Annotated in this window: 2 protein-coding genes and 2 pseudogenes; 3 read left to right on the top strand and 1 reads right to left on the bottom strand. The window is 35.8% G+C overall.

Going from position 1 to position 3,324, the window contains the following annotated elements:
• Nucleotides 1-128: 128 nt before the first annotated feature.
• The 3 genes and pseudogenes from GBN19_RS15145 to GBN19_RS15135 form a co-directional block, all read left to right on the top strand.
• Nucleotides 129-431, top strand: a pseudogene (locus GBN19_RS15145) (IS1595 family transposase); the annotation flags it as partial.
• Nucleotides 432-459: 28 nt separating this feature from the next.
• Nucleotides 460-585: pseudogene (locus GBN19_RS15140) on the top strand (IS1 family transposase); the annotation flags it as partial.
• A 275-nt stretch (nt 586-860) separates the two neighbouring features.
• Nucleotides 861-2,060 carry a tyrosine-type recombinase/integrase gene (locus GBN19_RS15135; protein ID WP_004992181.1) on the top strand — a complete coding sequence of 400 codons (1,200 nt, stop codon included), beginning with the start codon at nt 861-863 and terminating at the stop codon, nt 2,058-2,060.
• A 461-nt stretch (nt 2,061-2,521) separates the two neighbouring features.
• On the opposite strand, the gene GBN19_RS15130 is transcribed toward GBN19_RS15135, so the two are convergent.
• A partial coding sequence (locus GBN19_RS15130) for an EamA family transporter (RefSeq protein WP_151778673.1) occupies nt 2,522-3,324 on the bottom strand: 803 nt, incomplete at its 5' end.

Genomic DNA, 3,324 nt, shown 5'->3' with positions numbered 1-3,324 from the left:
TTAGCAACAGGAGGTGTTGCTGAATATATATCCATGTTCATGGATTAAGTCCCCACTTGTTTTTAGGTGGGAACTAAATTAAGGCTTATAGGATCGCTTGGTAAGGCTGTGTTAGCCGGATGCTTACAGTTATCTTAGGTAAAGTTGCACTTGAAAGTGTAATTTATAGTGATGGTTGGCGTGGATACAATGGTTTGGTAGATGTTGGTTACTCAAAGCATTTTAGAGTAAATCATGGAGTGAATGAATTTGCTAGAGGACAATGTCATATAAATGGAATAGAATCATTCTGGAGCTTTTGTAAAAGAAGGCTAGCAAAGTTCAACGGTATATCAAAAGAGTATTTTGATTATCATCTTAAAGAAACAGAATGGCGTTGGATGAGGGAGCCTAATGAGCTAGCAACAGAGTTGTGGGACCTCATTAGGTAAAACTAAGTGCAAATCTGCTAGTCTAGAGCCTTGCAAAATAAGGCATCGAATAAGACGTGGTTTTAGAAGAAGTTGTAATTTCTCCAAAAAGCTTGAAAACCATTTTAAAGCCTTCGACTTAACCTTCTTTTACATCAATAATGGCTTCATTTAATGTCAGCATACTTTTTAAAACACCACCGGATTTTTTTCTACTCTTTTTTATATCTAACTCAGGTTAGTGTAATTAGCTGCTTATTTATCTCATCTTACATATTAAGTAGAGATGGGACTTAAGATGGTTACTAAAATAAAAATACTAATAACAATAAATATATAAAACAGTGTATTACAATTTTATATGATGCGTAGCCTACGCATCATATATAAAGCGTTCTATTTTGATATAATTGATCCAATCAACCCCTTATTAGGTTTCATTTAAATTCCATGAGTCTTACTGAAATTAAAGTTCGCCAAGCTCATTGCAAGGAAAAAACCTGTTTTTTATCCGATGAAGATGGGCTTAGCCTGAAGATTGAGCCGAGTGGAAGAAAATCTTGGTGCTATCGCTATACAGATCCACAAACTAAAAAACGTCGACGCATTCAGCTAGGTCTTTATCCTGATTTATCGCTGAAAAAGGCACGACAAGTCAGAGATGACTTTAAAGACAATGATTTCTGTTTTGAACATGATACTGCCTCTAATGTCATCACCTTTGGTAAGGTCGGGGAGGAGTGGTTACAGTTCAAACTGAAAAATGCCTTCAACGATCTACCCCGCTGTGGTGTACTACAGTTAGCAGAAAGATGCTTACAGCAAGATATTTATCCAGACCTTCAGGATTTACCTTTTCAAAACATCAAGCGTTATGACCTGGTTTCAGTAATCAAAAAAATAGAGGGACGCCAAGTAAAAGAACCTGTCAAGAAAGCTTGTAGTTATTTGAACCAAATTTATGACTACGCTGTAGCGATGGGTTATTGTGAATACAATATCGCCCATGGTTTAAATAAAATTGTAATCAACAGTAAAATTAAGAAGAACTATCCGTATTTAAAAGCGGAGGAAATATCCGAATTTAAGAATAACTTACAAAAATTGGATACCCATCCCATTATTAAAAAAGCACTAATGTTCAAATTACATACTGGAGTGCGAGGGGCTGAATTGTTATTGGCTGAGCCTCATCATTTTGATTTAAATGCAAAAATATGGAAAATTCCTGCCTTGCATATTAAACAGTTTCGACGTAAAGTCATTTTAGGGCATGAGATTCCAGACTTTTTAGTACCACTTTCAGATCAGGCTTTAGAGATTTTAAAAGACGTCATGCAATGGTCATACGGTGAAAAATATATTTTTGCAAGCCCTCGGAAACACAATCAACCGATTCATTTTAATACTCTAAATATGGCTATTCGTAAGATGGGCTATGGCAAACATCAATTATCCTCTCATGGACTACGTTCCACTTTTAGTACCATTTTGAATGACTCAGGTTTGTTTCAAGATAATTGGATTGAGGCACAACTTTCACATATTGATAAGAACCGTACCCGTGCCAGCTATAATCATGCTGACTATTTAGCTCAACGGACTGAAATGATGCAGTGGTGGGGTGATTATTTAAGTACTAGTAAGTGAAAATCGTACTTTTATACATAAACTTAAAATGATGTGGTTCCGTTAATTAGACCACTCAATTCAGTTTTATAAGTGATAAATCCGCTCTAAATATTTAAATTATGCTGCCGAAAGTGACATCGAGAAAGATTTGTTAATTGTTTAATTGTACTAGCTTGTATTTAAATGGATTCGCTAGCGGACACTTACGGAACTAAAGATTACAGTAGTAATCTTTAGTTCATATATTTTTTATACATTCATTTTTAAAGAAACTATAGAAAAAATCAATTTCAATTTAATGCTCTACATGGCTTTGTTGCACAAATACCTAACACTATAATTTTATTATGTTTATTTTTATTGAAATTCAACAAAAACATTAAAAATCAGTAACTTTCAAAATATTTATGCAATAAAGCCTAAGGAAGTTACCATACTTTTTTATATGCTTAACTTCCTAAGCCTCTTATTTAATTATTTTATGTTGTTCGGACAAGTTTACGTGAAGTGATGTGTGATTGAATTTTTTGCCCCAATAAATGCACCATTAAACCCAGCATAACAATACAAGAACCCAGCCACTGCAAAGTATTTAATTGTTCATCTAAAAATAAATAGGCAAAAATCATACTTATAACAGGTACCCAGAGTGACAATGGGCTAATTTTAGCAGCAGGATAACGTGTCAGTAGGTAGATCCATAAGCCATATCCGACAATAGTGGCAAAGTAAGCGAGAAATGCTGCAGCACCAAATCCTTTCCATGTCAGCGCGTGCCAATCGGCTATGACGCCTTGCCAGCCAATATTTTGTACCGCTAAAAGTAAAAACCATAAAGGGGTAAGAATATTGCCCCATACGACCAGACCAATTGGGTTAACAGGCCCCATTTTTTTGACTACGATATTGCCACAGGCCCATGAAATTGCAGAGCATAAAACCAATGCCAGCCCCATTAATGGCACATGACTATGTTGTTGACCGAATGCAATCAGCATTAAGCCCATAAAGGCAATCGCTATGGCCAACCACTGGTTCCAGATGGCTTGTTCACGTAATAAAAATGCTGCAATCATGACAGTAAAAAATGCTTGGGATTGAACCACCAAAGCGACTAGACCTGTAGGCATTCCAGTCGCAATTGCACTGAACATAAATGCAAATTGAGAAAAGTTACTAATAAAGCCATAAAGTAATAACCATTTCCACCCGATGCTTGGAATACGAATGAAAAAGAGGGCAGGCAATAAAACCAGTAGATAGCGTAAACATCCGAGGAGCA

It is taken from the genome of Acinetobacter brisouii (assembly GCF_008993995.1).
In the GTDB taxonomy this organism is placed as follows: Bacteria; Pseudomonadota; Gammaproteobacteria; order Pseudomonadales; family Moraxellaceae; genus Acinetobacter; species Acinetobacter brisouii_A.
The sequence above is the reverse complement of the archived record's forward strand: the minus strand, read 5'-3'. Positions and strand labels throughout refer to the sequence as shown.

Bases quoted from the DNA above. Each gene is read 5' to 3' on its own strand.
- GBN19_RS15135 (WP_004992181.1), top strand. From the start codon at position 861: ATGAGTCTTACTGAAATTAAAGTTCGCCAAGCTCATTGCAAGGAAAAA.